The sequence below is a fragment of the Rhodoferax ferrireducens genome (genome assembly GCF_031458075.1).
Lineage (GTDB): Bacteria > Pseudomonadota > Gammaproteobacteria > Burkholderiales > Burkholderiaceae_C > Rhodoferax_B > Rhodoferax_B ferrireducens_A.
In genome coordinates this window covers 1-26,132 of record NZ_JAVDXT010000009.1, presented here as the reverse complement: position 1 = coordinate 26,132, position 26,132 = coordinate 1, and the positions used below count along the sequence as shown (strand labels likewise).

28 protein-coding genes are annotated in these 26,132 nt (G+C 55.1%); 15 read left to right on the top strand and 13 right to left on the bottom strand.

The genetic code is table 11. From position 1 onward, the window contains the following. The first annotated feature begins 1 nt into the window (after window position 1). From J2X19_RS25590 to J2X19_RS25545, 10 genes are all read left to right on the top strand, one after another. Window positions 2–2,005: a type IV secretory system conjugative DNA transfer family protein gene (locus tag J2X19_RS25590; RefSeq protein WP_310377240.1), complete on the top strand. Its 2,004-nt coding sequence runs from the start codon at window positions 2–4 to the stop codon at window positions 2,003–2,005. Continuing rightward, window positions 2,002–2,757, top strand: a complete 756-nt coding sequence (locus J2X19_RS25585) for an OmpA family protein (RefSeq protein ID WP_310377239.1) — start codon at window positions 2,002–2,004, stop codon at window positions 2,755–2,757. Before J2X19_RS25590 ends, J2X19_RS25585 begins: the two co-directional genes overlap by 4 nt. Before the next feature lie 16 nt (window positions 2,758–2,773). After that, entirely contained in the window at window positions 2,774–5,371 is a 2,598-nt protein-coding gene (locus tag J2X19_RS25580) for an LPD7 domain-containing protein (protein ID WP_310377238.1), read from the top strand. A 28-nt stretch (window positions 5,372–5,399) separates the two neighbouring features. Continuing rightward, entirely contained in the window at window positions 5,400–5,990 is a 591-nt protein-coding gene (locus J2X19_RS25575) for a hypothetical protein (protein ID WP_310377237.1), read from the top strand. Between the two features lie 29 nt (window positions 5,991–6,019). Continuing rightward, window positions 6,020–6,580 (top strand): phospholipase D family nuclease, encoded by a 561-nt coding sequence (locus J2X19_RS25570; protein ID WP_310377236.1) that lies wholly within the window; start codon window positions 6,020–6,022, stop codon window positions 6,578–6,580. A gap of 298 nt (window positions 6,581–6,878) precedes the next feature. Further along, a complete protein-coding gene (locus J2X19_RS25565) occupies window positions 6,879–7,412 on the top strand; it encodes a hypothetical protein (protein ID WP_310377235.1) in 534 nt (177 codons plus the stop codon). A 97-nt stretch (window positions 7,413–7,509) separates the two neighbouring features. Beyond that, window positions 7,510–8,079 (top strand): hypothetical protein, encoded by a 570-nt coding sequence (locus tag J2X19_RS25560; protein WP_310377234.1) that lies wholly within the window; start codon window positions 7,510–7,512, stop codon window positions 8,077–8,079. 154 nt (window positions 8,080–8,233) lie between these two features. Continuing rightward, a complete protein-coding gene (locus J2X19_RS25555; protein WP_310377233.1) occupies window positions 8,234–8,620 on the top strand; it encodes a hypothetical protein in 387 nt (128 codons plus the stop codon). A gap of 497 nt (window positions 8,621–9,117) precedes the next feature. Next, a complete protein-coding gene (locus J2X19_RS25550; RefSeq protein ID WP_310377232.1) occupies window positions 9,118–11,268 on the top strand; it encodes a DEAD/DEAH box helicase in 2,151 nt (716 codons plus the stop codon). After that, entirely contained in the window at window positions 11,255–11,956 is a 702-nt protein-coding gene (locus J2X19_RS25545; RefSeq protein WP_310377231.1) for a DUF2290 domain-containing protein, read from the top strand. The genes J2X19_RS25550 and J2X19_RS25545 overlap by 14 nt, the downstream gene beginning before the upstream one ends. Before the next feature lie 108 nt (window positions 11,957–12,064). On the opposite strand, the gene J2X19_RS25935 is transcribed toward J2X19_RS25545, so the two are convergent. The 11 genes from J2X19_RS25935 to J2X19_RS25495 form a co-directional block, all read right to left on the bottom strand. After that, on the bottom strand, window positions 12,065–12,208 hold the full coding sequence (locus tag J2X19_RS25935; protein WP_405048755.1) for a type II toxin-antitoxin system MqsA family antitoxin: 144 nt from the start codon (window positions 12,206–12,208) through the stop codon (window positions 12,065–12,067). Between the two features lie 182 nt (window positions 12,209–12,390). Next, window positions 12,391–13,131 carry a PaeR7I family type II restriction endonuclease gene (locus J2X19_RS25540; RefSeq protein WP_310377230.1) on the bottom strand — a complete coding sequence of 247 codons (741 nt, stop codon included), beginning with the start codon at window positions 13,129–13,131 and terminating at the stop codon, window positions 12,391–12,393. Between the two features lie 2 nt (window positions 13,132–13,133). Next, window positions 13,134–14,855 (bottom strand): Eco57I restriction-modification methylase domain-containing protein, encoded by a 1,722-nt coding sequence (locus J2X19_RS25535; protein WP_310377229.1) that lies wholly within the window; start codon window positions 14,853–14,855, stop codon window positions 13,134–13,136. 29 nt (window positions 14,856–14,884) lie between these two features. Next, entirely contained in the window at window positions 14,885–15,118 is a 234-nt protein-coding gene (locus J2X19_RS25530; RefSeq protein ID WP_310377228.1) for a DUF2188 domain-containing protein, read from the bottom strand. Then, window positions 15,118–16,239, bottom strand: a complete 1,122-nt coding sequence (locus J2X19_RS25525) for a helix-turn-helix domain-containing protein (RefSeq protein WP_310377227.1) — start codon at window positions 16,237–16,239, stop codon at window positions 15,118–15,120. The genes J2X19_RS25530 and J2X19_RS25525 overlap by 1 nt, the downstream gene beginning before the upstream one ends. After that, entirely contained in the window at window positions 16,236–16,886 is a 651-nt protein-coding gene (locus tag J2X19_RS25520; protein ID WP_310377226.1) for a hypothetical protein, read from the bottom strand. Before J2X19_RS25520 ends, J2X19_RS25525 begins: the two co-directional genes overlap by 4 nt. A 362-nt stretch (window positions 16,887–17,248) precedes the next feature. Beyond that, complete coding sequence (locus J2X19_RS25515) at window positions 17,249–17,803, bottom strand: hypothetical protein (RefSeq protein ID WP_310377225.1); 555 nt, start codon at window positions 17,801–17,803, stop codon at window positions 17,249–17,251. 3 nt (window positions 17,804–17,806) lie between these two features. Further along, on the bottom strand, window positions 17,807–18,667 hold the full coding sequence (locus J2X19_RS25510) for a hypothetical protein (RefSeq protein ID WP_310377224.1): 861 nt from the start codon (window positions 18,665–18,667) through the stop codon (window positions 17,807–17,809). Continuing rightward, a complete protein-coding gene (locus J2X19_RS25505) occupies window positions 18,664–19,110 on the bottom strand; it encodes a hypothetical protein (protein WP_310377223.1) in 447 nt (148 codons plus the stop codon). Before J2X19_RS25505 ends, J2X19_RS25510 begins: the two co-directional genes overlap by 4 nt. After that, window positions 19,107–20,111, bottom strand: a complete 1,005-nt coding sequence (locus J2X19_RS25500) for a relaxase/mobilization nuclease domain-containing protein (RefSeq protein WP_310377222.1) — start codon at window positions 20,109–20,111, stop codon at window positions 19,107–19,109. Before J2X19_RS25500 ends, J2X19_RS25505 begins: the two co-directional genes overlap by 4 nt. Next, window positions 20,093–20,665: a hypothetical protein gene (locus J2X19_RS25495; RefSeq protein WP_310377221.1), complete on the bottom strand. Its 573-nt coding sequence runs from the start codon at window positions 20,663–20,665 to the stop codon at window positions 20,093–20,095. Before J2X19_RS25495 ends, J2X19_RS25500 begins: the two co-directional genes overlap by 19 nt. A 541-nt stretch (window positions 20,666–21,206) precedes the next feature. Between J2X19_RS25495 and stbB the strand changes: the two genes are divergently transcribed. From stbB to J2X19_RS25470, 5 genes are all read left to right on the top strand, one after another. After that, the gene (stbB, locus tag J2X19_RS25490) at window positions 21,207–21,905 is read left to right on the top strand and encodes a StbB family protein (protein ID WP_310377220.1); all 699 of its coding nucleotides are present in this window, start codon (window positions 21,207–21,209) and stop codon (window positions 21,903–21,905) included. Beyond that, complete coding sequence (locus J2X19_RS25485) at window positions 21,902–22,315, top strand: hypothetical protein (RefSeq protein ID WP_310377219.1); 414 nt, start codon at window positions 21,902–21,904, stop codon at window positions 22,313–22,315. Before stbB ends, J2X19_RS25485 begins: the two co-directional genes overlap by 4 nt. A gap of 103 nt (window positions 22,316–22,418) precedes the next feature. Further along, the gene (locus tag J2X19_RS25480) at window positions 22,419–22,670 is read left to right on the top strand and encodes a hypothetical protein (RefSeq protein WP_310377218.1); all 252 of its coding nucleotides are present in this window, start codon (window positions 22,419–22,421) and stop codon (window positions 22,668–22,670) included. Window positions 22,671–22,778: 108 nt separating this feature from the next. Continuing rightward, window positions 22,779–23,048 carry a hypothetical protein gene (locus J2X19_RS25475; protein ID WP_310377217.1) on the top strand — a complete coding sequence of 90 codons (270 nt, stop codon included), beginning with the start codon at window positions 22,779–22,781 and terminating at the stop codon, window positions 23,046–23,048. Beyond that, entirely contained in the window at window positions 23,049–24,233 is a 1,185-nt protein-coding gene (locus tag J2X19_RS25470; RefSeq protein WP_310377216.1) for a zeta toxin family protein, read from the top strand. A gap of 206 nt (window positions 24,234–24,439) precedes the next feature. Here the strand turns inward: J2X19_RS25470 and J2X19_RS25465 are convergent, their stop codons facing one another. Continuing rightward, window positions 24,440–25,366 (bottom strand): hypothetical protein, encoded by a 927-nt coding sequence (locus J2X19_RS25465; protein WP_310377215.1) that lies wholly within the window; start codon window positions 25,364–25,366, stop codon window positions 24,440–24,442. Window positions 25,367–25,438: 72 nt separating this feature from the next. Next, window positions 25,439–26,029 carry a hypothetical protein gene (locus J2X19_RS25460; RefSeq protein WP_310377214.1) on the bottom strand — a complete coding sequence of 197 codons (591 nt, stop codon included), beginning with the start codon at window positions 26,027–26,029 and terminating at the stop codon, window positions 25,439–25,441. Window positions 26,030–26,132: the final 103 nt, after the last annotated feature.

Below are 26,132 nucleotides of genomic sequence, written 5' to 3'. Positions count from 1 at the left end.
CATGAAAGTGAAAACCGTTGTTGTTTCTCTGCTGATCGCCGTTTGGTTAGGTGCCGGTGCCTGGGCACTACGCTACGCAGCCGGCGGCCTCTACTTCATTTCCCACAAGACCGATCCGCGCCAGGTCCAAGCCGAAACCTGGCAAGAGTACTGGGACCAGTACCAAGACGACCCGAAGGAGAAGAAGCGGCTTCAGGGCTCGATGGGCTTTGCACTGTTCGCGATCTTTGGTTTTCCTCTTATCCTGGCCGCCATTGCCTCAAGCAAGTCGCGTAGCCTGCACGGTGATGCGCGATGGGCGACAAAGGCTGAGGTGAAGGAGGCCGGGCTGCTTGCTGAGGATGGGCTTATTCTCGGCAAGCTCGACGGCAAGTACCTCATGATGGACGAAGGCAAGTTCACCATGTTAATTGCACCGACTGGCGGCGGTAAAGGTGTCGGCACGATCATTCCCAACCTGCTGAACTGGAACCAGTCCGTCATCGTTGTGGATGTGAAGGAAGAGAATTTTCTGGTGACATCGGGCTTTCGTAAGAAGCATGGGCAAGAAGTCTACAAGTTCGCGCCTTTTGACGAAAACTCTGAAACCCATTGCTGGAACCCTCTCTCATACGTAAGCCGAGATCCGCGCTTCGTCGTTGGTGACCTGCAAAGTATTGGCTACATGCTCTACCCGAAGAAGGATGGAGATGGAGCATTTTGGAATGACGCTGCACGCAGCTTTTTCGTAGCCGTGAGCCTCTACTGCCGGGAGTCCGGTTTTTCCCTCACGATCGGTGAAGTACTGCGCCGCTCCAGCGGAGACGGCCGCCCGAAGGAGTTTTGGCAAGGTGTTGTGGACAAGGGTGTATCGGCCTCGGGCCAAGCGCTCAGCAAACATTGTCGGGATCTGATTAGCCAATTCGTTAGTAATTCTGATAACACGCTGACGAGTATCTTGTCCACGTTCACTGCGCCGTTGGGGGTATTTATGAATCCCCTGGTCGATGCCGCGACGAGCCGAGATGACTTCGATCTGCGGGACATCCGGCGCCGCAAGATGTCCATCTATATCGTTGTTCCTGCCAACCGTCTGGCTGAAGCTTCACTGTTGATCAATCTGTTTTTCAGTGTCGCGATCGACCAGAACACCAAGACGCTGCCCGAGAACGATCCATCGCTCAAGTATCTGGCGCTGCTTCTGCTCGATGAATTTCCTGCGCTTGGCTGTGTAGACAAATACGTCAAGGCCATTGGCTATATCCGCGGCTATGGCTTGCGCTCACTTATGGTTGCTCAGTCGATGAGTCAGCTCAAGGAACGCGCGCTGTACGGTGAGGAGGGTGCGCGCACGCTGGCGACCAACCACAAGGTACAGCTCATCTATGCACCGAGTGAACAGCAGGACGCGCAGGAGTACAGCGAGATCTTGGGTTACTACGGTCTGAGTAGCACCAGCAAGGGCGTTTCTCGCGGGCGAGGCTCGGTAACTAACAGTGAGAACGTCAGCGATCAGAAGCGGGCGTTGATGCTGCCTCAAGAGTTGCGGGAAATGGGCTTCGATCGCGTCATCGTGATGCACGATGAATGCAAGCCAATCTTTGCCGAGAAGATCAAGTACTACAAAGAAGCCGCGTTTATGGATCGACTCAAGGAAGTTAGCCCATCGTTGCGAGCTTTAGGCGCGAAGCTGCCGACAAAGCATCAGCTTGACCAAGCCTCCTTTGTGTTGAAAGAGCTGGCAGTTCGTGTGCCGGCCATCGACATCGACACGTTCATCGCGAGGTCAGAAGGGCGCGTTCGTGCGCTTGAAGCTGGCGAGCAAGTGTCGGCCGGCAAGCTCGCGGTCAACCTGGACACCATGCCACCCGTCACCAATACGGTCACACCAGTGGCGCAAGAAGTGTCGGCCATGGCCGACTGGTTGTTTAACAACGTGCAATGGACCAAGCATACGGCTGACGACGTTCAGCCTATCGATGAGACCGACGCACGCACACATCACGAACTGGAGATCACGCAATGAATATCAAACGTGCAATTTCGCTGGCTGGCTTTTCGCTGTGCCTAGTCGGCGCAACAGTACAACTCAGCGGCTGCAGCTCGGTTCCCAAGCCGGCTGAGGCCGATGGCAGCTCGCGGGTTCCAGTCAACGATGCCACACGCGTGCAAGCCCTGCAGCAACGTGTAAATGCGGATCGCCAATTGCTGTCAGACAACAATCTGCTGCGCGCACAGGTTGATGTGCTGCAGGCCAAGCTGAACGAAATGACAACCATTGTTCGTGAGGCTTTGACACTACCTCCCGCCCCGCGTCCTCTCCCAGCACCGGTTCCGGTTCAGCCGTCACCGGCTGCAGTGCCGCAGTCGATGGCTGCGCCAGATCTTCCGGCGTATGCGTACGAGACGAATTCGTCGGGCGTGGTCATTCGCGTTTTTCATCCATTCGCACGTACAGAGTTTGAGCCCAGCGAGCAAATAGCGCAGGCTCTGCGTTCGAGTGTTCGCGGTGCCGAAAAGATCGAGGTGCGCGGCCATACCGACAGCAATGTGGTGAACGCGATGGACAAGCTGATTGCCATCGAACGCGCCGAAAAGGCTCGCACCTGGCTCATCAACAACGGTGCTGATTCCTCCAAGATCAGCACAAAGTATTTCACTGCAGGCAATTTCCTGGTGGAAAACCTCACACCGAAAGGGCGATCGTTAAACCGCCGCGTAGAAATTGACGTTCGCAACCAGCAGCTCGCTGGGAAACATCTCGCTTTGAGCAACTGACTGTAGGAGACAGGTCATGAGCAATACGATTACAGAGGGCAAGGATCGAGAACTTCCACCAGATCGGGATGGTGAGATCCTGCGAGCACCGACACCTGCGGCGATCGAGCTGAAGTCCGAAATTCTGCAAGCGTCAGCGCAAAAGGAAGCAGGGCAGGGCGATTCCATGCGTGAACGCTCGTCCATCGAGTCGCGCACCGATCTGCGCCTGGCCGCCACCAACGAAGCCATGCGTGCCGACCCGGCGCGTTCGGCCGCTACCCTTGCCGTCGAGCAGGACACGGCTCGGCGATGGGCAGACCTGGATTCTGCCGACTTCGGCCGCATCAGATCCGACAGCCGGAGAGAGGCGGCACTTGAAGCCATCGCCGGCCACATCCGCGTTTCGCCCGAGTACGCGGACGAACTCAAGAAGCGTTCTCCGGTGCTCTCCGAGTCGGCCAAGGCGATCAACGATGAGCGTGTGAAGGTCGAGCGCGAAATCGCACTGCCGATGATCGAGCGCAACGCCTCTGCGCTTACGCCCCGTGGCAATGCTCAGGCGTTGTCGGACGCCGAACAGCGCGAGCTGGCCAAGCAAGATGCCAAGAGCCTGGCACTGGTCCCCGAGGGTGGCGAGCGGCACCTTGCCGCAGCCGTCGTGGGTGAGAACGCCCGCAACCATGCGGCATACCGCGATGAACTTCAGAAGGTCGAACCGCAGTTGGCTCGCGAAGCCTCGGCATCCGTCGTGGAACGTGACGCGCTGCGGGCCGTAGAGCGCCGGAATGATGAACTGCTGCCTATCTCGCGTGATGCGCTGACCGTTGTGGAAGCGCGCAACGCCGTGAAGCACGATCTGGCGTCGATGAGCGCCATCAAGGACGACGGTGCGCGTTTCCAGGCGGCGGTGGCAATGGCAGACAACGCGCGGAACCAGGCCAACTACCGGGCCGAGCTGCAGCTCCAAGCGCCCGAGGTCGCGAAGGAAGTCCAGGCTGCGACGGCAGAGAACGACCGTCGCATTGCAGAGAAGGATGACCGCAAGACGGCAGATTTCACCGCAATTCAGCTCGCCAAGGGGGAGCGTGCTGCCGCATGGACGCCGGAGGAGGCCGCCGTCCAGGTGCGCAAGGACGTGGCATCCCTGCGCACGGCCGATGTGACGGAACGCAACTACGCTATCGGCGACATGGCCATCGCAGCCGAGCGCAACAAGGCCTACACGGAAACACTCGCCAAAGAGGCCCCCGACGTGGTGCGCGAAGTCGAAACGAGACGAGCTCACGAGGCTGCTGAGAGAGCAGCCGCTGAGCAGCGGAAGGAGAACATCCGCGCGGCAGCTCTGTCGCGCGCAGCGCTGATCGACGCCGCAGCCCTGGCGGCCATGGCGAATACTCGCGCGCGTGAGACAGTGCGTGTAGTCGAGCAACTTGCCAGCTCGCCGGATACCGCGACGCAGCAACTGCGCGACGCTCAGCAATCGCTCAAGGCGCCGCCTTTGGACGGCCGCGTGACAGCGCCCAATGACCCCGATATAGCTGCGCAACTGGCCAGAACAATCAAACGGCCGGTTGTCGAGGGTGAACTGAGTCAGGTACTGTTAACTCGGTTCATTGTTTCCCACGAGAAACGCGGCCTACTGGACAAGGGCTCCACCGAATTCACTTTCCGCAACGGCAACGAACAGGGCCGCGTTGCATTCGTCGATGCTGGCAAAGCAATCAGCACCGATCGAGAAGATAAGGCCACCATTCGCGCCATGATTGAAGTCGCCACGGCCAAGAATTGGAAGGAAATCACAGTCAGCGGCACGGATGATTTCAAGCGCAATGCCTGGATCGAAGCCAGCCTAGAAGGCGTCAAGGTCCGTGGTTATGAACCTCGTGAGGCTGACAAGCAGATTCTTGCCGAACTGCAACAGCGAACAAAGCCGGCCAACGTCATCACGTCAGCGGAAAACGAGAAAAAGCACGACCAGCCACGCGAGATAGGCAAACCTCAAACTGAGGCTGCTCCGCAGCGCAAGCACATCGACGGCGATGCTTTGACGGCGCATGAAAAGACCGTTCTCGACAACTCTCGCACCATTCTGGACTCCAAAGCGCTGGGCGATCAGTTCACGCAGGCCGCGTTGCGAGAACTTGAGTCCAAGCTGCGAGGTGAGCGGGTGTACGTGGGCGAGATCGTCGATCACGGCCGCGCCCCATACCAGTTCAACAAGGACAACGACGATAGTTACTACGTCACACTCAAGACACGCGCCGGTGAGCAAGTCATCTGGGGCAAGGGTCTGGCCGAAGCGATACAGGAACGCAGCGCTGGCGAGCAGATCGTTCTGCAGAACATCGGCAAGCGCGATGTGACCGTGCAAGAGCGCCTGCGCGATACGCAAGGCCAGGTCGTCGGCACGCGTCCAAAGGAATCCCAACTGAATGCATGGAAGTCCGAACTGCTGTCCCGGTTCAGCGAGAAGGCTCGCACTGACTTCGCAAATCGATCAGCAACTCGCCAGCCGAGTCTCGGCGTGTATGACGCAAAGGCACCGCGCGCGCCCGTGCAGCCAGCCGCGCTTGCGCGTACACCCGACCAGCAGCGCAGTGCTGAACAACAGCGCAACTCGCGTGAACGTTAATCACTTGAATATCCCAAAGGAGATACCGATGAAGTCACAGAACATCAAAGCAAAATCGTGGGTCATCAGCATGGCACTTGCCATGTTCTCGATGTTCTCTAGCACCGCTGCAAATGCAGCCGATGGGTGCAAGTTTCTGCTCTGTATCGCAGGGCCTTGGTCAAGCATTTCGCAGTGCGTGCCTACGGTGCACGCTGTATTTCATGATCTTGCAAGAGGTCGGCCGTTCCCTACCTGCAATATGGCCGGCGCCGGCAACAGCGCGAATAACACCTGGGTGGGCGAGTCATCCTGCCCGAGCATGTACCGCCGTTACGGCGAGAACGGCTATGAGGGTTGCTCCTACCCAGGGCTTATTTCGGTATCCGTCAATGGTGCCCCCTGGTCGCAAGTCTTCTGGAACACGGGCGGTAGCACGTCTACTTTGTACAGCAACACAGCCACGACCGCAATGACACAGCAAACTGGCTCAGCACCTATCGATGATCACTTCGTGACCGATCTGAACCGCTGGAACACCCAAGTAACGCAGTGTCAAGGCAGTGGCGGAACCGTGGAGTTTGACAGCTTCGGCGCCTTTCAGCGGTGCTACCTCCCAGAGTCGAACGGGGGCGGCTAACGTTTAAATAACTGAAGCAACCAAGAATTATGAAAATAAGCAAATTCGCCGCTTCAATCTGCATCGGCCTGGTGTTGTCTGGTGGCGTTGCCAGCTCGGCTATTGCCGACACTGACGCCGGCATTGAAGTCGGCTTTTCACCGGATGGCACCGGCGAGGCATTGGTATTGCGGTCTATCAACTCGGCCCGCCAGTCGATAAGACTGGCCGCCTACTCGTTTACGGCCGCGCCGGTGGTGCGCGCCCTGGTGGACGCCAAAAAGCGGGGGGTGGATGTTGCCGTGGTGGTGGACTACAAAAACAACCTAACGGAAGATCGAAGCGGTAAGGCACGTGCCGCCTTGAACCTCCTGGTGAACGCCGGGATTCCAACGCACACAGTGTCAATCTTCCCGATACAGCACTCGAAATTCACGGTCATTGACGGTGCGAACGTACAGACAGGTAGTTACAACTACTCTGCGGCTGCAGCTCGCTACAACTCAGAAAACGTACTTGTGATTCAGAACCGGCCAGATCTGGCCCGTCAATATCTGAATAACTGGCAACACGTCTACAACGCTGGCCAGCCCTACACACCGACGTACTGACTAAGCACCTTGCGTAGGCTCCCGAAAAGGTTCAACATTTGAACATAGTTAAGAGCTATCGATACTTAATACTAAATAGCTTATGTTAATAAACAGTCACTTTCGGCCATGCCGATCAGTGCGCGTCGTGACCAGGTTGCGCGCTATTTAGAGCCAAGTTATAGCGACCTCTGACACCCAACACACACGACGAAAACCAAAGCCGATTTAAGTCTTCTTCCGCAGCGTTTTCCTCCCTAATCTTGAGATTGGAAGAAGCAAGCCGCCGAAAGCGGCTTTCTTTTTTAGAAGTATGAATATGACCCTGAGTACACAAGCCGAAAAACATAGCCCCGAAATGGACAACCCCGTCTCAAGTTTTGAGTGCGGCATCATGACCCTAAAAGGCAGCTGGGTCGGCATCTGCATCAAATTCTCGATGTACGACCGTAAAACCAAAGTCATGCATTGGTCGCCGCGCGCCTACAAACTACTCTTCCAAGCACTGAATAATTATTTCCAACACTTGGGAAAAAACGCATTCATGTTTCGTGCGGAGGCTGATCCCGCACTGGTGGCCGGCCTGCCCGCACGACACCCCTACCACACACTTTTGACCGAAGCACCGGAGATAACCGAGGACGAGATTGGCACAGCTAGCCTCAGCACGGGCCTAGATCGCGTTGAGTTCGCGATTCACGGCCCGACGTTCGAGCTGCGGCCAAAGTATGGAGACGGTCGTACCGAAAGCATCTTTCTGCACGAGTACACAGCGCTCAGCCTGCTCGGCTACCTGGAGCAGTACATCGAAGCCGCAAAGCTACTAACGAGCCCAGCGGCTGGTAACGCCTGAAAACCAAACCGATCCCTTCTATGGAAATCGTACACGCAGCAACTCGATCACAGTGACTGCGGCTTTCATCATCACTCACAAGGAAAAGTAAAACTCAATGAACAAGACCATCCGCACGGGCCTCGTCACACTGGCCACCGCGATCCTGACCGCCTGCGGCGGCGGCGGCTCCGAGAGCAGTACCAGCAGCTCGAACGCCACAAGCTTCTGGACGCTGGATTCATACCAGTACATCAACGGCGGCAATTCCGCTGTGTCCACCAGCTCGATAACCGGCGCTGTCGTTACTACTGCCGTCATCAGCACAGCCACGGTAAGCGGAGGTGACTCAAGCAACGGGGCCTATTCGGGCAGCGCACTGTCGTTCTCCTTCAAGGGATCACCTGTGACCGGTGTCTATACCGTGGTGCCTGACCGCACTTCGTTCGTAGCGGCCGACATATCTACCTCACCAATCCTCGTCGATGTGACAGTGGGCATAGCCAGGACCACCGGCAGCAGCCAATACACCGCGTCATCCGGTCAGGTGCATGTAACACGCGACACATCCGGCACCTACCACTTCACCAGCGTGGCAGCAATGCCGACTACGAAGACCCTTGATGTGCTTGGCGGTGTCGCTGGCGCACCAGTGTCGATGCCCCTAGCCGTCGTCGATGCCTATTGAGTTTCCTCAGTGTGTCTGCGGTACCTGTATAGGCCCTTAATCCTATGAATCTGCCTGCGCAATCAAGTTCACGAACGAGCGGCACACCTACCGCCTAGCCGCGTGTCCTGTTGACCAGGTGCCGTCTTGAAATTATTACCCAAAGGAAGTTACGTTGAAGAATACAGTTCGTGTCATTTTTATTGCTGCTGCTGTGGCAGGAATTTCCGCCTGCGGCACAGTCCCCGGATTGTCCGATTTAGGAGCAATGAAAACCGGCACGCAAGTGTCGAAAAAACAAATGGACAGCATTACTGATGCAAAAAGCACTCAAGCAGACGTAATTACATTAATCGGTCAACCAAATCGCAAAGCAGAGGCAGGCGGCAATATTCTTTGGTATTACGATTTCAAACAAATAGGACAAGCCATTATTGGTAAAAATATTGACGAAACTACAGTTTTTGAATTTAATAAAAAAGGCGTTTTATTGAGTCATTACAAAACTGGCGGTCAACCAGGCACGTCTAACAATCCCCTGTTAAAAGCAGCCGGTCAATAAAGACTAAGTAAAGACACTCTCCGTCAGAGAGTTGGTCGCGCAACTTCATGCGCCTGACCTTGCCAATCATGTCCATGGTGATCACCTTGAATTCCTGCTGATAGTCTCAGCAGGTCAGTGGAACACCCTGGTCAATTTTGGATCGGCACTCGACTTCAGACTGTCAGTTTTCGGCGGCGACAACACATTTGGTTAAAAAGCACGTGATAGACGATGGTTTAGCAAAATTTGGCCAGCCACAGTCCGTACATCGCCCAAAAGCAAAAAAAACGCGACCATAACCGGACTTTCGGCATCCATATCTGATCGTGTCGCATGCAAATCGTCTATCGTGTGTCCGATGACAGCGGACTTCAACACTACGCCCCTCTGCCATTGAAGACACGGCTGCGACGGTACGACGACACGCTACCCCACCTTGGCCCTTCAGTCCCTAGTCGGCAAATATACAAAAGTGGAGAGAACATTCCTCCACACTAAGAATTCAAGGAATAATTGTGCCTCTAGATATTTTAGTAACGACAGACCGATTAAGCGAAGATCCGATTGGACGGGATTTTATAAATCATCTGCAGTCAAATGCCACATCGTTACAGTTGGATAATGCGGCTTTATATTATGATTTTCCTACGTATTCAGATTATGAAACAGTCACACATAAACCAGATGCACTTTTACTTAGCCCTATACACGGAATAATAGCCTTAAGATTTTTGAACGGGCAAAATACCGAACGGCAGCAAGGCAGTGCTTTAGTTGAGGTAGACGAATCGCTCGGTCAATTTTGCAGCATTTTAATCGGCCGACTTTTAAAAAGTAAATCATTAAGATTAAATCGCTCTAGCCTTAGTTTAAAAGTTATTCCAGTAATATTCTGCACCTCTAGTCGCGCAGATGATTTGTTTGAGGGAGCGGAGTCAGAAATTGTTTCTTCTTTAACAGCATTTGATAATTTTCTAAACGCGCTAGAAAATGACTCAATGTCTACGACACAATTTTCTGAAGCCAGATCAGTACTTGAAGGTGCGAAAGCCCTTAATCGCGCAAACAAGCGAGTCGTTGAAGATCCAAATGCCCAACGCGCAGCAGCAGCACTAGCTCAGCTAGAAACGGAAATTGCCAACTTTGATCATAAACAAAGAAGGGCTGCGCTGGTCACTATTAATGGACCTCAGAGAATTAGAGGACTAGCCGGATCAGGGAAGACCGTAATCTTGGCAATGAAGGCTGCTCATTTACACATGACCAAGCCTAATGAAAAAATACTTGTAACTTTTTTTACAAAAAGCTTGCGCTCTCCAATTAAGGATTTAATTACAAAATTCTATAGACATTACAAAGAGGTAGATCCAGACTGGAACAATATTCATATCCGTCACGGATGGGGTGGATCGAAGACAGGCGGCGCATATTCGGATGCATGCACGCGCAGCGGAATTATGTATCGTTCATTCGACTCAGCGCGGAATGCCGCGCCAGCTGGAATCGACCCGTTTGATTTTGCCTGCAAAGAGTTGCTTTCACGAGATCTTATTGAGCCATTTTACGATCATGTCCTAATAGATGAAGGTCAAGATTTTCCCGAAGGTTTTTATCAGCTCATTTTTGAAATGACTCACGGACATCGCGACAAGAAAAATATAGTTTGGGCGTATGACGAGCTTCAAAATATTCTTAACGTTAGGATGCGTACACCAGAAGAACTTTTCGGTTTGGATACCGATGGTTCACCGAGGATTTCGCTATCAAGATCGGAGCATAACATTCCGCCTGGCGCAACTAACGATACTGTATTGAGTAAATGCTACAGAAACCAAAGAGAGGTTTTGGTAACAGCTCACGCATTAGGTTTCGGCATCTATTCACAAATCGTTCAATTATTGGAAAGCCCAGAGCACTGGCAAGATGTAGGCTATGAGGTCAACACCCCGCAATTTAGCGTCGGGCAAAGAATTGAAATACTTCGACCAGAAGAAAATAGTCCTGTATCGCTTCACGGCGATGGACTCCCGCTTCTCATTGATTACCACATTGCACCCAGCATTAACGATGAAGTGAAATGGGTAATAGACCAAACAGTAGAACTACTAGGCAGCGGGCTTCAACCCGAAGACTTCCTGGTTGTAGCTCTAGATGATAGAAACATGCGGAGTTACTTCAAACTCATTTCTGCGGCCTTTGCGGAGAAGGGAATCTCAACTAACAATATACACGCCGACCCTTACTCCGAACCTCCGTTCACTATTCCAGGAAAAATCACACTGTCGACGGTATATAGAGCAAAAGGAAATGAAGCGGCTGTAGTCTTTGCAATCGGAGTAGACGCTCTATCATTAAATTTGCGTTCACATCGAAATAGGCTATTCGCAGCATTCACTAGAACCAAAGCCTGGCTTCGAGTTTCTGGCATGAATTCAGCGCAACGGGTAGCGGCCGAAATAGAATCAGCGGCTGAAAATTTTCCATACTTGCGATTTGACATGCCAGATCTAAGTAAAATAAATCTTATTCAAAGAGATTTGAGCCAGCGGTCAATGAAGGCAAAGCGCATCCGAAAAGAATACTTTGAGAAGTTAAAAACAGAAGGATTCTCAGAAGACGAGATTTCGGACTTGCTCTCAGTAGAGGAAAAAAATGCAGCGAGCTGATGTCACCAATGGCATATATAACACATGGAAAATGGCAGATGAATTAGGTATAGCCGAAGTATTTTCCAATCCAGCACCGTTACCAGTAAACGAAGAATTTAGAAATATCATATATTCCAGTGAAAGTCTGTATACACAAACATACATTGCCGGACTTAGCCTATCTCACTACAACATTTTACTTTCAGATTATTCTTATTTTCAGTTCAGCTGGGAATCCGAGCACTGCGTAAGATATGCCTTTTATCCAAATCCTTTTATATCCGGAAACGACGATGAAGTAAAGGCCATAAAAAAATGGAGGGATTTAGTAGAGTCCGACTTTTTAACTCACGAAGAATTTCTACGGCTACTAACTGACCGCCCTCCTTCAAGTGGAGTACCTATGTTTCGCTACGAGAATGCACCCAGCCAGCGAAAAAAATTCAAGCACCCTTGCTCACATTTTCACATTGGATTTCACTCGGAAAACAGATGGCCACTGGAACGAATATTGACACCATATGCATTTTCCCTTTTGGTATTTAAGGCTTATTACGGACTTCCATGGATTGAATATGGTGATGAAGAAGAGCCAGAAATCGGCAATCGATTTGAAAGAATTCTGTTAAATGAAAAGTCAAATTGTCCAATAGTACCTCAGCTACTATTTGAAAACGTTGAGCGCCGGACATTTTTCTTTGGATAAAATTCTCACTAGACTGACTTCTCAATAAATATTGCGAAATATTACCAATTTTTGTGGACCTAATTCGAAAACAGCCTCATCTCAGTCATTACGCGACTGGGCTCAGATTTATCCATGACAACTTCCGCGCATATTGAGCCAAGCCCACCCCCCCTTTACTGACGAAATCACGATAGTTTCATATTTGTAGGTATAAATAATGTCGTGCACTCCATGAAGGAGTTCTGCAGCACCGCAGCAAGGACATTGAATATTTTTATTCTTCGACTGATATGAATTTCGCTGGTGAGAGTTGTTTTCTTGTATCTTTAGGAACGTGGTCAGAGGCTGTCTCTATCTAACCTGGGTAGCACTACTCTACTTTCGCGCGCGAAAGTGCAAGGTCAACCACATTATTTTGTTCAGCGTTTGCTCGCTTGCGCAAGCGCGGGTAGCTACTCCAATCTGACGGCTTGCGCCGCCGCGTGACCGGCAAGGGTCGCGACGAAGGTTTTAAAGCTCGTCAGGTCGGAGAGATGGTTGTTCTCGCCAGTCGTTACTGCGCTGCGCGGCGACGTCATGACTGCCGCCGAGGTATAGAGCTGCTCTTTCACAAGGCGCTCGCACAGAACGTCATAGCGTTTCTGATAGGAGGCACCTTGAAACTCGGGGAACACGGGAAAGTGCGGCGCGGCATCACGCACCGGTCTCTGCGATCCCGGCGCATCTTCAACCAGCATCATCCATCCGACGAAGGGCATCGGTTGTTTGCCAAACGCGTCGTATTTGTACGCCGTCCAGAAATCGTGCGCGGTGCCGATGGCTTCTTCGGTGCGGTTATTGAAGTTGTTGCCAAAGGAAGGGCCGACCTGGCTCTTCAACTCGATTGCCGCAATCAGTTCACCCTTGTCCATGACAAGTAGGTCCCAGAGCTTCGTCGGGCGGAAGTACCCAGGGAGCGTCAGGACGGCGCGCTTCTCGTGAATTTGCGCGTGCGCAAGCCCGTTGGCTTTGACTATGTCAATAACCAGCGAGATGAAACCGTCCATGTTGATGCCGCCGGTCACACCGGCGCGCTCGCCCTGGTCGGTCGTGCCGATTTCAATCTGTTTTTGTTTTGCCTTTTCTCTGTTACCCCAAAACGCCATTACAGCTTCCTGTGTCTTGCGTTCGTAATTAGTCAAATCAAGTGCCATTCTTATTCACCATTTCCTCCAAGAGCCGATCTTTCCTCGCTGGACAGTCCATAAAGACGAAAGGCGGCCCGGTTACAAGCTGCGAGGTTTTGCGCCTCAGCACCTTCCCTCAGTTCCCGTCGCAACGCGTCGGGAACATCTCTCCAGTTTGGTATGCGGATGCGCCGCAGATACTGCGCTTGAAAGCGCAGGAATCCACCGCGCATCTTTGTCGAATAGGTCGCCACAAAGAGGCGTGCAATGCCGGATAGAAGCACGGCCTGCAGCGCCCGCAGGTCCCATTCCCCAGCTGTTATGAAATAGAGGTTGTGATGGGGATATAGCTTCCCCTCTTCATAGACGATGTGCGCCGCGCCCTTGATGTCTGGGACGAGAAGCTTTGGCTTCTTGGTGAGGGACGGTGTGATCCGGTCAATCGTGCGATACCAGTTGGCCGGAGTCTTCTGCGCGCAGTGTCGCCCTGCGATTTCTTTCTTTCTCGCTTCGAGATAACGCTTCAGGCGCGGGTATTCGTCAAGGTTAACGAGGCCGCCTGTGTCAGCAAAAGGATTGATGACGCCGAACCCGCGCCATTCGACCGTGCCGTTCAAAATGTCGCGCGTCATCACGAGCGGTTGCTTTCGGTCGTCCTCAACATCAAGATCGTCGTAGAGACCGATATAGGCCTGGTCTGCGCCGGTCGCAACACCGATGCCGACTTTGCACCCGGCTTCCTCAATCGTTGGGAAATCCTGTTCGAGGCGGCGCACCAGCGCGAGCTGATCAGAGGATTCCAGAAGCCAAGGTTCCGATCCAAATGTGACGCCAGCAAGCTCGCGGACATCGGCAGCCTCTTTCGGCAGAGTCGTTGCCTTGAGTTGGACTGCAAGCGCGCTCAACACCGCGCTGTCAATCGCTGGCCGGTGCGCGAGCCTCGTTGTTCCAGCCTTTTCTCGCGTGATGATCGTGATTGCCGGGTAGGCGATAACGTCGGAATGAAATGCCGAGGTGTCCGTCATATCGACGTGAACCTTCAGGTGAAAACCTTCGGCGACCATTGCGCGTAGAGGGCCGCCGTAGCGGTTCTTCATCCACCGGTCCGCGCAGATGAAGCCTAGTGTTCCGCCCTTGCTTAGCAGGCGAAGCGAACGTTCGATGAAGGCGATATAGAGATCTGCGCGGTCATACATCGTCGTATATCGCTCGCGGTATTCCGCGAGCAGAACGCCGGGGATCATTTCCTGTCGGACATAAGGCGGGTTGCCGACTACGACATCGAACGATTCCGGCAGCTCGGTCAACAGGTAGTCGCCATGCAGCAGCCACTTGTCTGCGATCGCCGCTGCTGTTCGGGCAGCGATTCCTTCGCTGATCAAGCGGGCGATCAGTGCGGCTTGCGTACGTTTGAATGAGTTTCTATGAAGCTCAACCGCGCAGATGCAATCGCCAAGGGCCTCCAGCGGCTTCGCCGCCTTGCCCGATGCCTTCCAGGCGACGAGCAGGCGGTCGATTGCCGGAAGCAGAAAATCGCCGTCACCGAACGATGGTTCCAGCAATGACATTTTGTGCAATGGCCGGTCGCTGGTATAGCCAGCGAGGTCGAGGATGAACTCAGCTACTTCCCGGCGCGTGAAGATCGCACCGCGCTCCTCAATGCCGCCAGCATGGGCAAGCTCTTCCACCGCTGCCGCAATAGGGCTGGAAACGGGCGCAGGAGCCTGGTGCTGCAAAAGATTGAGAGTCATGAGGTTCTTGGAGCTCCGGACATCAAGAGTCAATGTTTTTTGTCTTTGGGCGGGTTGGGATCGTTGCCATAGCTGTCGCTGTCACGGATCTTTCCGTCCCGTCCGTGAATGACGACCTCGACATGCTCACGCTTTGCTTGGTCGCGTGCCCGCTCAATCGCTTGCTTTTGGGTGCCCGTCACTGTGCCTGCGCGGCTTGCGCCTTCCTTCTTGGTTGCCCAGCCGTCTTTGTGCGGCACAACGTGAACGTCTTTTTTGGTCATTATTTCGATTCCTCATGTGAACTTACGACACGAAGTTGCGGCGGCTTGCCTGAGCTGGCAGCCCCACCGCGTCCACCTTTGAGCCCCGTGAGTGCGAGCCCAAACACAAGCTGATCCAGTTCTTCCGCCGGAACACAAAGCTCGCTCGCTATATCCCCCTTGGAGATGCTCTCGTCGCGTAGTGCTGCAAAGATCTTCTGAAGCATCTGCGAGGTCTCTCGCTGTCCTTCATCGGGTTCCTTCTTTCGATAGCCCCGAGTGGTGAGTTCGATGTAAAGCGACTGATAGTGCCAATCGCTCAGGACACCAATGGCGTGTAGTCGGTAGGTCAGCGCTGCAACGGAGACGCTCCAGAATTTCTTGAGTTTGATCAGATGATCGAGCGTTGCCATGCGCGGCGCATAGGCAAGGACGCTGGCTTTTGGCATGAGGAAGGCCGAAGCAAAAGCGTTTGCCTGGTGTTCGGCTTCACGGCCTTGCGGTGAGCCGTGGCGGTGCAGGATCAGGTGACCTAATTCATGAGCCGCATCAAAACGGCTATGCTCAGCAGACTTTTTGGTGTTGAGGAAGACAAAAGGTGTGCTCTGTCGCCACATCGAGAAGGCATCGACTTCAACCGCATCGACCGAGAGCGAAAAAACGCGGACGCCTTTCGACTCGAGCAAATGGATCATGTTCTTGACTGGTAGCTCTCCGAGCGACCATTGCTGGCGGAGTGCTCGTGCCGCTGCTTCAGGTTCTTCCTCGCGGCTTAGATCCGGCAAATCTGACGAAGGCAGATCAAAATGTCTCTCGATCCAGGCATTCAGCATCAGCGCAATCGCCCCGGCACCGAGTGCCGTGTCGCGCTGCCCTGCGGTCATTTTCGAGAGCGCGCGAAAGCTGGCGATGTCTGGCGTCGGCTCGTCAAGATCGTCGCCGTAGAAAAACTCTTCGGGGAATTTAAGAACCGAGGCCAGTTTCGTCAGCCGATCATCATCCGGCCCGAACTCGCCCTTTTCGTAGGCTGAGATCGAGCGGGGTTCAACGCCGACCTCGGCAGCCAGCGTTTTCATGGTGAGCCCGCGACGCTTGCGAGCCAACGTCAACCGGGACGGGTTGAAGAGTTCGTTCGCCGTCATGCGCGACGCTTAACGTCGATGGTGATGTCCGGAAGGGTCGGCTGCGGCGGCGTGATCTCCATGACTTCCGAATCGGTCGGGATAGCCTTCAGGATGATTCGCTCCTGCCACCGGTCAACGCGCCCGTCTATGCCCATCGACGATGGCAAAGACAGTTCGCAGCGCACTTCGCCCCGCGCACGGTGAACAAGAAGAATCCAGGTCATCCGCTGCTTTTCGCCACTCGCCGGACGGGCCTGGGCTTCGACCGGAGGGAACACGAAGGGCAGATCAAGCTGGAGCTGGTTGGTGGTCACCGCCTCAACGGTGCTCGGTCCCTTCGAAGACTTGGTTGTGGGGGTGGCGTCCCGGCGGCCGGTGCCGTCATCGCCGGTGGCTACCGCAATGGCGACAGTGCCAGCCGGGTTGATGACCAGCGAATAGTTATTTTCGTCCGAACGGTCCCATACAGGCAGCAGGTATTCCCGCAAGCCACGAACCATGGAGGCCCAGGCACTGAAGCCAGGATAAAGCGGCGGATCATTGGGGGTGCATGAGGCGAACGCGACATAGCCACGGCGCACAATCTCGGCGAGACGTCTCTCGTCCAAGCCAAGTTCGGCCAACCGATTGTCTATCTCGCCAAGCTCAAAATAGGTTTGCGTCATGTTCGATACCTTCCTGTTCGTAGGCTATTACTTCCGGTTTTTATACCACAAGTAAGGAGGAAAAACAAGAAGTTCCAGCTTGTCTTGAGCTTTTAATCACAGGTTCTTGCCACGACCATCTTTCTCGCAGTGAAGCTGAGAGGCGACATCTCTGAAATGGGGTGCAGCGGCGGGAATCGAACCCGCGTTACATGTGGCTGGGGCCAGCTGTCCCCTCCTTCTCGCGCCGGGGCAAAGCAATTTGTTGCTGTCGTCTGTCGGCACAGGATTGATTTCAGGTTTCAGTCGTCCTTTGCCTTTGGCAGGCTTCGGGATGACGACATTTACATGCAGGGACGCGGGGATACTCAATCTTTGGTGTTTCAGGCCGGCATCACACGACCCTGTAGTTGGGCCATGACCGCGTTGACGTGTTCCACAGCCAGGTTGCCGCGATGCACATTGCGCAAGGACAGCTCCGCACCCGCTGTAAAGCGATGCGAGATCCGCACATCGTAACTACGCAGCGCCCAACTCAAAAAGCCAGGTGTATAGCCAGCCTGGCCAAGATCTCGCCACTGCACGCCAGAGACACCCTTTTCCCACGGGAATAGACCGGACTGCACCCACACGCCATTCTCATCAGTAAATAGTCGAACAGAGTTCGTGAGCATCACCGAGTAGATGGTCCACGCAACGGCCACGACAAAACCTATCACAGGCAGCCAAGCCTGGGTATGCATGTGGGCATAGCGGTCCAAGCCCAGTGAAATCAGCGTTGCCCCGCCGCCACACAGAAGGAAGCGCACAAGGAAAGCCAAGCCTTCACGAACATAGGCCACCCAGCTCAGCCGGAAGGCCAAGAAGGGGCTTCCGCCCCGCCCTTGCTCAATTACATGGCCGCTTGTATCCAGAGTCAACGTACGGTTCTCGTGCATAGCTCATCGCTCCATCGGTTTGTGCGCACGGTGATCGCTGGGTCGATCCAGTCGGCTGGTTGAAGGAATCATCATCTTGAGTTTCGTGGCGATCTCCTGCACGGTCAGTGACTGCGTGACGCCACGAACCTCCTTCATAGCGTCGATACGAATACCCTTGCCGCGCTGCTCAAAGAAAGACGTGAACTCCTTGCTGTACTGCAACGACTGCGGCGGGCGCGGCTGGAACACCTGGGCTTCAATCCTCTCCTTGAGCATGTCCGCGTTCACCTGGTTGATCGCGCCCTTGCCCACGGCAGCATCGATGCTCGACTCCACGAATGCGAGCCGCGCTGCTAGTTCGGTTTTCGCTGGCTCGACGATTCCCTCAGACTTGAGCGCGATGAAACTGTCGCTCCTGCCACCGGCCTCGAACCGGCCACGGCTTGGGTATTCGTCCTTGATGATGCTCGTCACCAGGCTACGGCAGGTATCGACCATCTTGTCGATCTCGGGCGTACTCCCCAGGCCCTTGGGCATTTCAACGTCGTTCAGACGACCTGCGAACACGTTGGCCAATACCTCGGGCTCGACCTTGTAGGCCCGGCCAAGTGCGGCCGAGCCTTCCTTCAGCATCGCCGCTTGCTGTACCACCGTCGCGCCCTTGAGGGCCGTCGCCACCATTTCCGTCGCCATGTTCTTTTCGCGGGCAGTTGCTAAGACCGCGTATTCCAAGGCCATACGTGCCCCCATGAGCTTTCTCATGGCTGGGTCCGTGGTCTTGGTGGCTGCGTTCTGCTCTGCTTTTTCGATCGATGCGCCGAACTTCGCAATGATCGAATCGGAGGTATCCCGGCGCTGACCTTCCATGCTCTCGAAGGTCATACTGCACCTCCCGCGCTCTTGATCATTTCGTCCAGCGCCTTCCTACCGTTGGCAACCGTCGCAGTCTCGGTTGCCGCGGCCGCCATCGCCTGGTCAAAGTCGAAGTTGAGGTTAACGAAAGCCCAATGCGCTGCGCGGTTGTACGTCAGCACGCCCTCCTCTGAGTTGATGAGGCGGTCACACAGCACCTCCCAGGCCGAATGAAGCTCGGGCTTGTTATCCACCAAGTACAAGCCCCACCCGAGGATGTTGCCGGCTTCCTCGGGAAGCAGAGCCTCGTAGATTGGCAGAGGTGTGCAGTCCTCGGTGTCCAGGTCGATGTAGCTACGTCCCGATTCGGTGACGCGCGCCAGCTTGCGAATGCCAGTCATCACGTCGTTGATTCGGATGTAGACGCCCGGCTCGAATTCAGTCAGCGCTGCAGTGTCATTAATCATGATCATGTCCTTTCCAGATCGGGTTTGGTTCTAATGTCCTGACGGACAGTTTTGCGAGCCTGCTGGCCCACTTGGCTTTCCGCTAGCTCTTTCGCCAATACCCGGTCGGCGGCATCGCTTGAGCGATGAAGCGTTTCGATTATCCGGTCGTATGAACTGGCCGCTCGCTTCTCCGTTTCCTTCCACCGGTCCACGCGCTTCGGGTCGGGCTGTGCCGGCGCAGGGTTTGTAGACTGGCCTCGGTCCTCTAGGCGTGTGACAGCCCAAGGCTTGTTCATCCGTTGCTGGTGCATGCGTGACGCACGCCGAGTAGCCTCTGCCTCGACGCCGCGCTCACGCAGTTCGTGCGCGAAGCGTTCACGCCAGCGCTGCAGATCTGCCTTGCGTGGGTTCAGGCGCACGCCATCCATGCCCTCAGCCTTGACCGAGACGTGACAGTGAACCTGCGGCTCGTCGAAGTGTTGGCCCATGGCCCATTGATGACCGGCAAATTCAAGTTCGGCCGTCGCCTTGACAGCAGCGTAAACCGCCCTCTCGTCCGTACCTTCAGGCATCGAGAACACGATGTTAAAGGCTAAGCGAGTATCGGTTTCCTCGGGCATCTTCGGACCGATGTGCTGCCATTTCCAGGCTAGATCGTCGATGTCTTCCTGCCCACGGTAAGCGCGGCCATCTTGGTCGTAGACCACCCCCTCCCCGTCCTCGCCGATGTACTGCAGATGTTTTCGAACAGATCTCATCGTATGGTTCTTGCCAGGCGTGATTTTCACCATCACCTGACGGCCGCTGCGAGCAATACCCTGGAGCCGGGCACGCACGTCGGGCTTGCTGCCCTTACCCGGGTAGTCGCCCGGTTCGCGGGTCGCCATGGGCTTGCCGGTCCAGGTGGACGGCTTGCTGGCACTCTTCGACGGCTTCTTGAGCTTGCGGCCAAGCTGCAGCTCGGCTGTCCAGCCCTGAAACTCGTCATCCCATGCGCGACCGACTTTTACACTTTCAGTTGCCACCGCTGCGCTCCCTGCGCCATCGCGGCGCTGACAGTTTCGACATGATGCCGGATCTCGCCTTCAAGCCGGACCAGCGCTTCGGCCGCCTCGCCAGCACCCTCTTGCCGACGCAATGCTGCCAGGTCCACGGCAACCTGCGCCATGAGCGCGTTGCTCTGTGTAAGCGCCTCCAGCTCGGCTTGGCCGTAGCTGGGTGCCTTGGCCAGCGCAGCGCGGACAGCCGCGACAACCCACTCTTGGAATGCGAATCCCTGCGCCATTGCCACTGCCTCGATCGCGGCGTTCTCAGAAGGCGTGAAATAGACCTCCCGGCCCACCTTAGGGCCGCGATCGGGGTGCTTAGCCACCACCACATGCACCACCTCGCCAGAACGGCTAGCAGCCAGTTCTAGACCATCCGCAAGACATCTTTCGACCAAGCTACGTAACGCCTTCCCTGGCACCAGGACGCGCTGGGAACACCAGAGCGTCCAATCACGCTTCAGGTCTACACCGAGCTGAACGGTTACCAGGCCGGCGGCGCGTGTTGATGGGGTAGCTGTGTCGTTTGGCATAGGTAGATTGTAGTACATCTACCGGCGTCAGCCTATCCTGCAATCTTTATTCTTTTTATGGTTCTTCCCTCGTCATGGTTCGAAGCAACAGATTTCGAATAATAAGTGAGTAATTTCCGAATGAATTACGAGTATTAATGGAACTTTTAACGGTTAGAAATCGAGTATCAAACGGGTAGAATATGGTTATGGAGTTGAAGCCGACCGAACCACCAGGACACGCAAAACGCAAGTTGCGTGGGCTTGTCAGTGAGATTGCGCGTCTGCGGACCGAGGGCTACACCATCCGAGCGATTCACCAGGCATTGGTAGATGCCGGCGTCGAAGTCGGGTGGGCGACGGTGCAACGGGAAGTGGCACGCTTGGCGCCGCCCTCCCCGACTGCTACGACGGCACGGCAACCGGCATCGCGGCCGGCAACGCCGGGCGAGGCTGCAAAACCAGCGGCACCACGGACTTCATCGCGTCAGGCGGTCGATGTAGAAGGCTACTTCGACCAGCACACCACCAATCCACTGTTCAGGAAGAAAGGTAACAAACGATGAAAGTCGCAATCATCAATTTCAGCGGCAACGTGGGTAAGACCACCATCGCCCGGCATCTGCTAGCGCCGCGTATCAAGAAGGTCGAGATCGTGTCGGTGGAGTCGGCCAATGCCGACGAACAAGAGGCGGACGCCCTGCGCGGCCGGGACTTCGGACACCTGCAGCAGTACATGCTGGCCAGCGATGACCTGATCGTTGATATCGGGGCGAGCAACGTTGAAGACCTGTTGACGTTAATGCGCAAGTTCAAGGGCAGTCACGAGGACTTCGACTACTTTGTGATTCCGGCGGTGCCGGACGTGAAGCAACAGAAAGACACAGCCAACACAGCGAACGAGTTGGCGAAGATGGGCGTGCCGGCTGATAGGATCAAGATCGTGCTCAACCGGGTAGAGGATGGCGACGCACCGGACAAACAGTTCACGGCGCTGCTCGGCTTCCTCGCGGTCAACCCCGTAGCCACGATCAACCTGGCGGCACACCTGACCGACAACGAGATCTACCAGCGCGTGAAGCACGACGGCCGCAGCATCAGCGACCTCGCGACCGACAAGACCGACTACAAGGCACTGATCGCCAAAGCGAAGGACCAGGCCGAGAAGATCGAGCTGGCCGACAAGCTCGCGATCAAGCGACTTGCCACCGGTGTGCTGCCCGAGCTGGATGCGTGCTTCGAAGCGTTGGCGCTGAAATGAGCGGCAAGCCGAGCAACGCAAGAGAGGCGCTGCTCGCAGAGCTGCTGGGCGATGTACAGGAGCTACTGACTCGGCTGGAACAGGCCGACCAGAGCGCCAAAGCAACTGCTGTAGCGGTCACTGACGCAACCGCGCAATATCGCGGGCAAGTAGACGAGCTGGTGAGCAAGCTACGAGTGGAAACCGCGAGCATCGTGCTCAAGACCACCGAGCACGCAGCGCAAAGCCTGGTAGGCCAGCAGCAGGCGACGCTACAGAAGGCGGCCACGCAAGCCATGCAGCAGGCGCTCAGCGAGCAAGTCTTGCGACGCACGCGGCGTGACTGGATGATCGCCGTGATCTGTAGTGCGGTGACCGGCAGCGCGACCACGCTTGCGCTGCTGGGGGTGCGCAACTGGCTGCTCGGCTGAAAGCCAGGCACACGGCAGAGCTGCCCGCGCACGATGCGCGGGCGCTGATAGCGGGCTATCGTGCCTGGAGCAATTTAAGTGGTGCCACTAAGATCGTTTGAATATGAAAAACACTGACTTCACCGTGGCCGAGTTGCGTGAGATACAGGACGCCTTGCAGCGTGAGCAAATGCGGATGTGCACTGTTGGCCAAACTCGCCAGGAGCTGGAGTATCAGAGCCTGGAGAACGTCTGGAGCGCGCGCAAGAAATTGATCGATGTGCTGGTTGGCATTCCCTTACCAGCATGGGTCAATGAAGCTGAACAGCAAGTCGCCGCTGCGGTCGCTAATCCCAAAATCATCGAAGAAGATTGACCATGGGGCGCAGAGCGCTGGTGCAAGCGCTTATTGACCGCTGACCCAGTGTGCGCGTAGACGATAAACTGAAATTTTCCGCACCGCGGTTCTGAAAAAGGGATAGATATGGTGAATGGTGTCAGTGATGCGCAATTGGACGCTGCGAGAGGTGTTTTTGATGTTTGGGCAGGCATCCTGCAACGCAAGGTTGCAGATGAACGTCTTTCCCCTACCCCTGATGCGGAAAAGATCAAGGACTATCAAGCAGCAATCTATGCGGCAGCACGCCACAGCCGGGAGCTTGGTACGATGGACTTGTCAACTTTGAATGCTGCTGTTGATAAATACGCAGCTCTTATTTCCGAGTTTCGCGGTAGTAAAGCTGAGGTCTTGTAAATGCAAGATTTGCAAGACCACAAACTAACCGAAAAAGAAAACGAGCGTATTTTTAATGAGGACGTGAAACCGTACCTCATGGCCATCTCTGGCAAGGAGCTGAAACCGTCGGCCGAGCCGGTCATGGTTATTGTCGGTGGACAGCCTGGCGCTGGTAAAAGCCGGTCGATAGACTCGGTCCGCATGGATTTGGATCGCCAGGGCGGCGCACTTGAAATTGCGGCAGATGATTTGCGCAAATTTCATCCTAAAAATGATGAGCTGATGCAGAAAGATGACCGCACAGCAGCCAATTACACGCATGCGGATGCAACGATCTGGGCCGAAAAAGCAGAGCGTTTTGCACGACAAGAACGCTACAACGTCCTGTTAGAAGGCACTTTAAAAACACCAGAAAATGCGGCCAACAAATTGGCCGAGTACAAAGAAGCGGGCTACTTCGTAGAAGTACGCGTTATTGCTGTCCGTGAAGAAACCAGTTGGCAAGGGGTAGTAGAGCGCTACGAACAGCAAAAAGCCCATGCCGGTGCAGGCCGTATGACACCGAAGGAAGTCCACGACACTGCCACATCCGGCGTGCTGGCCAGCGTGGAAAAAATCGAAAGTGAAAAACTGGCGGATCGCGTTCGTGTGGATCGCCGAGGGGCAGAAGAGATCTACAGCAATAGTTTGGTGGGGCCTGAGACAACAAAGGACTGGAGTAAACCGCCAGCAGCCCGGCAAGCAATAGAGGATGAACGCAGCAGGCCGCTCACTCTTGCCGAATCAAGGGACAGGATGATTAGTCTAGACACAGTTGAAGCGTTGCAAGCTAGACCAGGACGGAATGCATCCGACGCTGAAGTTCTTGTGGTTGCAACCCTGCGAGCGGCTGCTCTTAAAGAACACGAACAAGTTATTACGCGCGATCAAAATTTAAATGCTGCTGAGATATTCAGGCAACAGAACAAGACCGTAGGTGTTGAAATGAATCCCAAATTGCTGGGTGCCTATTCGCAGCTAGACAATGTTGAACACCAAGCTAAAACCCATGGCATAAATCGGGATCAAATACCATTGGTTCAGAATATTTTGCGCGAAAAAATTGCTTCGCAAATCGAAAAGGGAAACTATCCTCAAGCTGCTGTGCGAGATGCAAAAATTTCCACGGAAAGAGTGCCACGGGAACCTGAACTAGAACGCTAAAAAATGTTCTTGGGTTGGTGCCCTTGGCGCACAACGCCACTAACTAGGCCCTCTGCCCTCCGAACTTGGCGGTGGTTGGCCAGCAATAGGCAGGAGATCCAGCGGCAGGGCAAGCGCTGGATCTCCCCAGAAATTTGGCCCGTAGAGGAGCTGTCAGCACACGCCCACGTTCGCCATTGGCTCGACAACGTGCTGAAGCTCATCTTTTACGGCGCAATTTTCACGAAGGACCGCGCCAGTTCTTGCGTGCGGTAGTTGATGTAGGCCTGCCAGGCTTCGAGGCTTGGAGTCCAGCGGAAACCGCAGGACTTCAGGCGCTCACGCGTCTCGGCGTCGGGCTTGCCGTCGAAGAACAGGCGCACACGGTTGGCTGGTGGGTCCACTTCCACCCGCACGCCCTCCCCTTGCACCTCCTGTACCGGCAGCGAGTGCATCTTTTCCAGGTGCTCCAGGCGCTGGCGAACGCGGCGGATGTTGGCGCCGTTATTCGTCAACCGATAAGAGGGGAAGCCGATTACCCGGTAATGAGGAGGGTTGAGCAGCTCTGAGGCTTGTTGAGGCGAAAACCCAAGCTCGACAAGGGCAAGGGTTTGTGCCTCGGCGCCCTCCTTCGCATGTTTGCGGATTCCTGCATTGGCCATTTTCATGGACAGCTGGTTGCGCTCCAGGTGTGCCAGCTCCACCGCCAGGCGCTCAATCGCGTTTGCGTCTCCCGCCATGATCGGGCGCAGGTCCGGGCGCAGGTCGCGCAGGATCGAGCGCTTGACCTGTTCGCGGTACGCGATAACCTCGGTCATGCGGTTGTGTGCGGCGGTGTTCCACTTCTGCGCGCGGCGTGTTGGGAAGTTCGACGGGCCGGTGATCATCCAGGAGATGCAGCGGCTGTGACTGCTCAGCCAGGCACAGTAACGGCTAGCGTAACCCGAGCGGTAACGGGCGAAAGCGTCATCCAGCTTGTCCAGCGTGCCGCCTTTCTCCGCGTGGCGCTTGAAATCTTCGTAGTCGCTGGCCATCGTCTCCGCATAGTCGAAGCGGTAGGACTCTGCGCGCTTTTCAGGTGAAAAACTGGTGCCCTGGAAGGCTCGAACCGCGACAGCTGTCGGAATGTCATTGATGAATTGAATTGCTTGCATAGTGGCTCCAAGTGAGGATATGGGGATGGAAAGAGGCGTAGCGTTTGCTGCCACGCCCCGCGTTTCGCTCACTCAGAAGCAACCAGCCATCGCCTCAGCAGCATCACCAGCCTTGCGCTCGGGGTACACCTGAGCCTTGATGAATGGAACACCGGCACCGCTGACACGGCGCTTGCCGTAAAAGCGCAGCTCGAAGACGGTTTCGTAATCCTCGGTCCCCTCAATCAGCTGGGTCTTACCGATCACGCCGTAGCGGTCGTTCTCCTTGCCCGGCGCCAACTCCCACGAGCCATTTCCCTGGTTCTGCTCTTCCTGGCGGAAGACAGCGCCGCCGATGTGGTTCTGACCTTGCGGGCCAATCGCCAGGCTGAGGAACTCGCGGCCTTCTTCGGTCACTTTGACAAATGCCGAAACCGGGATCTTCACGCGCTTGGTGTCCAGGTGCCCAGTCATCACCGGATAGGTCTTGCCCGCCTCGACGTTGCGCGGGTTGTAGGGAAACAGTACCAGCACGCCGCGCGTGTTGGCGTCGATAAGATCAACGAGCTGCACCTGATCGCGGTGAGCGAACTGCTTTTCGGCTTGCGTCACCAGCTTGTCCATGTCCTCGTCGTGCGTAGGCAAAGCGTTACGGCTGGTTTGGGTGTTCTTTGCGTTCGTCATGAAATACTCTCCTAGTGAGGTTGAATGGCAGGTGGCAGAGCTGCTATCTCTGGTTCATCCTGCATGGCGATGTTTCTGCATCACCATGGGGACAAGTATACCA